Source organism: Rhizobium sp. WSM1274 (genome assembly GCF_025200775.1).
In the GTDB taxonomy this organism is placed as follows: domain Bacteria; phylum Pseudomonadota; class Alphaproteobacteria; order Rhizobiales; family Rhizobiaceae; genus Rhizobium; species Rhizobium leguminosarum_I.
Map to the genome: position 1 here is coordinate 3569898 of NZ_CP104138.1, position 7603 is coordinate 3577500.

A 7603-nucleotide genomic window follows, 5' to 3' on the forward strand; every position below is an offset into this window, starting at 1 on the left:
GTGTGCCGGACCAGGCTGTGAGGAAACCATGCTTAAAGTCACGATCGATGGACAAACGCTGGAAGTTGAGGCTGGCTCGACGGTGTTGCAGTCCGCCCTGCGTTTGGGCATCGACATCCCGACCTTCTGCTATATGAAGCGCCTGCCGCCGCTCGCCTCCTGCCGCATGTGTCTGGTGGAGATCGAGGGCCTGCGCCGGCTGCAGCCGTCCTGCGCCACTGTGGCCACCGATGGCATGGTCGTGCGGACGAACACGCCTCTGATCGAGGAAACGCGCTCTTCCATGCTCGACATGCTGCTCGCCAACCACCCCCTCGACTGCCCGATCTGCGACAAGGGCGGCGAATGCGAGCTCCAGGACATGGTAATGGCCTACGGCCCCCGCGAAAGCCAATTCCACGATGACAAACGTGTGTTCCACTCCGAGGACATTCGTTTAAGTCCGGTCATCATCATGAACGTCAACCGCTGCATCCAGTGCCAGCGCTGCGTCCGGATGTGTGAGGAGGTCGTCGGCGCGGTGGCACTGGGCACCGTCGAAAAAGGCATGGATACCGCCGTCACCGGCTTCGAGGGCAGTCTGGCGAGTTGCGATCAGTGCGGCAATTGCGTCGAGGTCTGCCCGGTCGGCGCGCTGATGAGCTTCCCCTACCGCTACAAGGCGCGCCCCTGGGATCTCGTAGAGACCGACACGGTCTGCCCGCATTGTGGCACCGGTTGCCAGCTGACGGTGGGCACGCGCAAGGGCGAGTTCATGCGGGTGCGCTCGAAGTGGGACGAAGGTGTCAACCACGAAACTCTCTGCGTGCGAGGACGCTTCGGCCTCGATTTCGTTGCAAGCCGGGACCGGATCAAGCAGCCAATGATCCGTCACGATGGCGCCCTGGTTCCGGTTTCCTGGGACGAAGCTGGGGACTATCTGCACCGGCGACTGTTGGCCGTCGAGAGCAAGGATGCCGGCGGGCTGGCCTCGCCTCGCCTGCCCAACGAGGTGCTTTATCAGTTCCAGAAGCTGATGCGAACAGTATTCCGGACCAACAACATTGATTGTTCGTCACGCTGGGCCGCGCCCTTCGATACGCTCGGCCCGCTATTGAGAACTTTCTACAGCCGCAAGCCACTGGAGGACCTAATCGGCAGCGACTGCGTGCTCGTCGTCGGAGGCAACATAACCGAGGAGAACCCGGTCACCGAATACCTGCTGCGGGACGGCGCGCGGCGGCGGCAGACCGGATTGCTCATGCTATCGGCGCGGCCATCGCGTCTGGACGCCGATGCCAGGGTGGTGGTTCGTGTGCCTCCGGGCGGAGAAGCGGCGAGCCTTGCGGCGGTAGTGGCCGGTCTCGTGGCGGCGGCTGGTCAGGCCTTGCCGGGCGGCGCTTTTGCGGACATCGATGCGGCAATCGGCAGGCCAGCGGCGGGCGCCGGCAGTGACGGGCCCGAGCGCCTGGCCGCCGCGCTCAGGGAAGGCCGCAGCGTCACCGTGCTTGTCAGCGTCGACCTCCTGAGATTACCCGAAGCGCGTGCGACGCTGCAGCAGCTCAACAACCTGCTGCACGTCCTCCGCCTGCTAGGCAAGGGCCCGGCGATGCAGTTTCTCTTCGACCGTGCCAACCAGATGGGCGCCTGGGACATGGGGGTCCTGCCGGCGGGTCTGCCGGGGCTGCGGGCGGTCGCCGATGACGCGGCGCGCGCAACTTTTGCACGAAACTGGGGCACCGAAATCCCGTCTGAACCCGGCGCGGATCTCGACGCCATGCTGGAGCTCTGCGTCGGTGGGCGGATGGGCGCGCTCTACATCGTCGGAACCGACCCCCTGGTCGCCTATCCCGACCGGGACTTCGTGACGCGGGCGCTTGGCGCCGCCGATCTCCTGATCGTGCAGGACGCGTTCCTCACGGATACGGCGGGCATGGCCGAGGTCGTCTTGCCCGCGTCGGGCTACGGCGAGGAATCCGGAACGTTCACCAACAATGAGGGCCGGATCCAGAATGTTCGCAAATTCCGTGAGCCCGTTTTCGAGGCGCGAGGCAATCTGGCGATTGTCGACTTCGTCGCGGCGCTACGCAACCAAGCGCTGCGGCCATCGACGCAAGCCGAAATTTTCGACGAGATTGCCCGGCTGGTTCCGGCCTATCAGGGGTTGACGCAGGACGGGCTTGCCGCCGACGGTGCATTCACCAAGGCAGTGCCAACATTACCGGCTGGCGTGTTCCTTGCGCCGCCGCCCGTTCCAACTGCAGCCGACCGGCTCATGCTGATCACCGGCGACTGCCTGTTCCACAACGGATATCTTTCCGAACGGTCGGACATCCTGAACACAGTCGCCAACGATCCCTATGTCGCGATGAGCGCGCAGGATACCGCGCAGCTTGGCCTGTCGGATGGCGATCAGGTGATCGTGCGTTCCGGCCAGGGCGAACTGACGGCGCAACTCAAGGTCGACAGGCGGTTTCCCAAGGGCCTCGTCTTCGTTCCGGAAAACTATAGAGCCTTGCGTCTCAACAGCCTGATGCGGCGGGGCGAATACCCATGCCCGGTGGAGGTCCAGAAGGTTCATGCCGCTCTTGAGCTCGACCGCACGGACCGGATCTGGCGTGGGGTCTGAAGATTTGGGATCGGGCATCGGAAGGCCCCCGGCATGCCGCCGTGTCCCAGCGTCTTTACATCGATCTGGCGACGTCAGTGATACCTGGTCCCGCAGATGTAATCCTGCAGATCCTGCTCTGTACGCTGCGCTTCGTCGAGCCTGTGTTTAACCACGTCCCCGATACTGACCACGCCGGTAACCTCGTTCCCGTCCATGACCAGCACATGACGCGTCCGTCGATTGGTCATGATCCCCATCGCGACGGGCAGCAAATCCTGTGTCGAACAGGTCGCCACACTGCGGTTCATGATGTCAGCGGCCCGCATCATCGCCGCCTCGGCCCCGTATTCCGCCACCGCATTGCAGCAGTCCCGCTCCGACAGCGTACCGAGGTATTTGCCGTTCGATCGGCTGACGACGACGAAGCCGATATTGTTGTCTCGAAACAGCCGCAGTACCTCCACCATCGTCTGATCGGGAGCAACTGTGATGACACCGACACCCTTGTTTTTCATGATTTCACCGACAAACATCTGAGCCTCCTTCCGAGCGCTTCGGTTTGACAGCTGGCGCGCGTTCATGTTCGCCGGATATTCCGCCACCAGTTGTAGCCCTGCGTCTCTTTCGTCTCGACAAGTACGTCCTTCTTCGTATTCAGGCGCGCGGCAACCACGCCGCCGCCGGTTGCCGCCTTACCCGGCTTGGCGAGCAGATCATCGCGCCCGATCACCAGGTCAGCTGAGGAAAAACTCGAGAATTCGTATTGCTGGCCAAGCGCGATCGCGTCCGCCGGGCAGGCGTCCTCGCACAGCCCGCAGAATAGGCATCGGGCCGTGTCGATCTCGAATTTGGCCGGGTGCCGCTTGCCGTTCTCGTCCTCGTAGGGGACGACTTCGATACAGTCGCAGGGACAGATTCGCGCGCAGAGTTCGCAGGCCACGCACTTGATCTCGCCCTCTTCATCACGCGTCAGGAAGTGATGCCCGCGATAGCGGGAGTAGGGCAGCCACTTTTCCTTGTCCGGATACTGCATGGTCACGGATCTGGAGAACATGTAGCCGAAGGTCAGAGCCAAGGCGCTCGCCAGATCGGCAAAGAACGCCCAACCAATCCATGTTCCAATTCTGTCCTGCGCGCGCGACATCGCCGCCTCGCTACGGAGCCGCTACGACCCCAAAAAGTACACCGGTTATAATTATGTTCGCCATTGAAAGAGGAAGCAAGACTTTCCATCCGATCGCCATCAGTTGGTCGTAGCGGTAGCGGGGGAAAGTGAAGCGGAACCAGATAAACACATAGACGAAGAACGCGATCTTGAGCACAAACCACAAGAGCGGTGGCAAGGGAATCAGAACTCCGTTCCAACCGCCGAAGAACAGGATCACCACCAGCACCGACACAAGCAATACGATGGCATATTCGCTGACCATGAAGAAGGCAAAGCGGATACCGCTGTATTCGGTATGGAACCCGGCACCCAGATCACCCTCCGCCTCCGCCAGGTCGAAGGGAATGCGCTGTGCTTCGGCGAGCCCGGCGACGAAGAACACAATGAATCCGACCGGTTGGTAGACGATGTTCCAGACATCGGCCTGCGCCCGCACGATCTCGAGCAGGCTCATGGATTGCGCCAGCATGACCACGCCGATGACCGCGAACCCCATCGGGATCTCGTAGCTGATCATCTGCGCGCAGGTCCTGAGGCTGCCCAGGACAGCGTATTTGCTGTTGGAGGCCCAGCCGCCGAAGATCACGCCATAAACCTCGATCCCGATCACCGAGAAAACGAAAAGGAGCGCCACATTCATGTTGGAGACGTAGAGCGTGATCTCGTGGCCGAGGACCGAGACCGTTTCGCCGAAGGGGATCGCGACGAACACCACAAAGGGCGGGGCGAGCGCCAGGATTGGCGCCAGTTTGAACAGGAACCGGTCGGCCTCGGCCGGGATGTGATCCTCTTTGGTCAGGAGCTTGATTCCATCCGCCGCCGGCTGCAACAGCCCGTGCCATCCCACGCGCATCGGCCCCATCCGCTGCTGCATGTGCCCGGCGATCTTGCGTTCCAGCCAGGTCAGCGGCAAGGGTAGCAACAGCAGGATCGCAATCAGGAACGCGACCTTCAAGACGATCAGGCCAAGGGCGACGATAAGTTCCATGATCCCGGCTACTTATTCATCGGGTTGAAGCGCACGACCGGACTTTGGCTCCGGCTATACAATGAGCACTGCGCGCACTTGTCAGATTACATGGTACAACGGCGACGCACCGCATACAATGCCGTCGCAGTTATGTCGCCGCTGGCTATGATGTGTCCGGGCTCAGGACGTTTTGAGACGAGTGGCTCGCTGCGCAAGATGAACGCTCCGCGTTTCCGCCGGTTGCACCGCGCCATCTTGCGTATCAAAAACCGCCGAGGCTCTCATCGCTGCAGGATGAAAGTTCCGTGGCAGGTCACTGTTTTATCGGGCTGGCCCGATCGACCGCTCATGACCTTCAGGTTATGGTCCGCAGGACGAGAGCTACCATCGCCAGGGAAAGCGAAGCTTTTCCGCCAGCGATAAGAAGGTAGGTGCTGATCTTTAGAGAGGATTTGGTTGCGGGGGCAGGATTTGAACCTGCGGCCTTCAGGTTATGGTCCGCAGGACGAGGAGCTACCATCGCCAGCGAAGATGAAGTCTTCGCGCCAGCGATATTGCTCAGGAGTGTATTTGGGATTTGGTTGCGGGGGCAGGATTTGAACCTGCGGCCTTCAGGTTATGAGCCTGACGAGCTACCGGGCTGCTCCACCCCGCGCCATTTTATTTTGCCTATGGCAAATATGGTATTTCTTGTCTGTCTGTTCAACGCAGAAGGGCCGCTTGTGAGCGGCCCTTTTGCGACGGCATGGGCCGTTTGTTTTGTTTAGAGAAGATTGTTTTATCAAAGTTGCGTTTTGCAGACCTGGCAGCGACCTACTCTCCCGCGTCTTAAGACGAAGTACCATGGGCGCAGGGGCGTTTCACGGCCGTGTTCGGAAAGGGAACGGGTGCAGCCACCCCGCCATAACCACCAGGTCGGCAAAGCGCAACTTTGTTGTTTTGAGAAGCTGGATTTGGAGCGAATAGGGAGTAGCCAATAGCGAATAGCGCTATTTGGTTCTCTTTCGCTGGTTTTGAACACGTCTTTTGGAACCTCTTCCGGCTGCGGGTGCTTGTGGCACCGATACAGGCCAGAGGCCGTCGCCAATCGTTTGGCGGGCCGTCCGCAGCGCCATGGCGCGTCAGGACAAAGGTCTGGCACATCGAACTTTGTTCGATGAGCATAGTCAATGAGAACGATCAAGCCGATCGAGCTATTAGTACCGGTAAGCTTCATGCGTTGCCGCACTTCCACACCCGGCCTATCAACGTGGTCGTCTTCCACGGCTCTGATAGGGAATACTCGTTTTCAGGTGGGTTTCCCGCTTAGATGCCTTCAGCGGTTATCCCGTCCATATGTAGCTACCCTGCTATGCCCTTGGCAGGACAACAGGTCCACCAGAGATATGTCCATCCCGGTCCTCTCGTACTAGGGACAGATCCTGTCAATATTCCTACACCCACGGCAGATAGGGACCGAACTGTCTCACGACGTTCTGAACCCAGCTCACGTACCGCTTTAATTGGCGAACAGCCAAACCCTTGGGACCTGCTCCAGCCCCAGGATGCGATGAGCCGACATCGAGGTGCCAAACAACCCCGTCGATATGGACTCTTGGGGGTCATCAGCCTGTTATCCCCGGCGTACCTTTTATCCGTTGAGCGATGGCCCTTCCACGCGGGACCACCGGATCACTATGACCGACTTTCGTCTCTGCTCGACTTGTCAGTCTCGCAGTCAGGCGGGCTTATGCCATTGCACTCGACGACCGATTTCCGACCGGTCTGAGCCCACCATCGCGCGCCTCCGTTACTCTTTCGGAGGCGACCGCCCCAGTCAAACTACCCACCATACACTGTCCCGGACCCGGATGACGGGCCGCGGTTAGACATCCATGACGATAAGGGTGGTATTTCAAGGATGGCTCCACGGAAACTGGCGTCCCCGCTTCAAAGCCTACCACCTATCCTACACATGCCGACACGAATGCCAGTGTAAAGCTATAGTAAAGGTGCACGGGGTCTTTCCGTCTGACCGCAGGAACCCCGCATCTTCACGGGGAATTCAATTTCACTGAGTCTATGTTGGAGACAGCGGGGAAGTCGTTACGCCATTCGTGCAGGTCGGAACTTACCCGACAAGGAATTTCGCTACCTTAGGACCGTTATAGTTACGGCCGCCGTTTACTGGGGCTTCGATTCAAAGCTTGCACCTCTCCTCTTAACCTTCCAGCACCGGGCAGGCGTCAGACCCTATACGTCGTCTTGCGACTTCGCAGAGCCCTGTGTTTTTGATAAACAGTCGCTACCCCCTGGTCTGTGCCACCCCATAATAGTTGCCTACCATGGGGTCACGCTTCTTCCGAAGTTACGCGTGCAATTTGCCGAGTTCCTTCAACATAGTTCTCTCAAGCGCCTTGGTATACTCTACCTGACCACCTGTGTCGGTTTCGGGTACGGTCTATACGGTGGAGCTATTTCCTGGAACCGCTCCGCTGCCCTGATAATCCAATAAACCAGAACAACTTGTGCAATCCGTCACTACCACCAGGCCCACGAATATTAACGTGGTTCCCATCGACTACGCATTTCTGCCTCGCCTTAGGGGCCGGCTAACCCTGCTCAGATTAACTTTAAGCAGGAACCCTTGGTCTTTCGGCGAGAGGGTCTCTCACCCTCTTTATCGTTACTCATGTCAACATTCGCACTTCCGATACCTCCAGGAGCCCTCACGGGTCTCCCTTCATCAGCTTACGGAACGCTCCGCTACCACGTGTATTGCTACACATCCTCAGCTTCGGTGCATGGCTTCAGCCCCGTTACATTTTCGGCGCAAAGACCCTTATTTAGACCAGTGAGCTGTTACGCTTTCTTTAAATGATGGCTGCTTCTAAGC

At 59.4% G+C, this 7603-nt stretch carries 4 protein-coding genes, 1 tRNA gene and 2 rRNA genes (1 of these 7 running past the window's edge); 1 reads left to right on the forward strand and 6 read right to left on the reverse strand.

All coding sequences use genetic code 11. The annotated features are described in order from the left end of the window. The first annotated feature begins 28 nt into the window (after positions 1-28). Positions 29-2608, forward strand: coding sequence for an NADH-quinone oxidoreductase subunit NuoG (nuoG, locus tag N2600_RS17870; RefSeq protein ID WP_260296966.1), 2580 nt, complete (start codon positions 29-31; stop codon positions 2606-2608). A gap of 74 nt (positions 2609-2682) precedes the next feature. Here the strand turns inward: nuoG and N2600_RS17875 are convergent, their stop codons facing one another. From N2600_RS17875 to N2600_RS17900, 6 genes are all read right to left on the reverse strand, one after another. Then, positions 2683-3123, reverse strand: a complete 441-nt coding sequence (locus tag N2600_RS17875) for a CBS domain-containing protein (RefSeq protein WP_026154335.1) — start codon at positions 3121-3123, stop codon at positions 2683-2685. A gap of 44 nt (positions 3124-3167) precedes the next feature. Beyond that, positions 3168-3734, reverse strand: coding sequence for an NADH-quinone oxidoreductase subunit I (locus N2600_RS17880; RefSeq protein ID WP_017965952.1), 567 nt, complete (start codon positions 3732-3734; stop codon positions 3168-3170). Positions 3735-3744: 10 nt separating this feature from the next. Beyond that, positions 3745-4746, reverse strand: coding sequence for an NADH-quinone oxidoreductase subunit NuoH (gene nuoH / locus N2600_RS17885; protein ID WP_017965953.1), 1002 nt, complete (start codon positions 4744-4746; stop codon positions 3745-3747). A gap of 560 nt (positions 4747-5306) precedes the next feature. Further along, positions 5307-5383, reverse strand: a tRNA-Met gene (locus tag N2600_RS17890). A gap of 145 nt (positions 5384-5528) precedes the next feature. Continuing rightward, positions 5529-5643: ribosomal RNA gene (gene rrf / locus N2600_RS17895) — 5S ribosomal RNA — on the reverse strand. A gap of 260 nt (positions 5644-5903) precedes the next feature. Continuing rightward, positions 5904-7603: ribosomal RNA gene (locus N2600_RS17900) — 23S ribosomal RNA — on the reverse strand (it continues 1171 nt past the right edge of the window).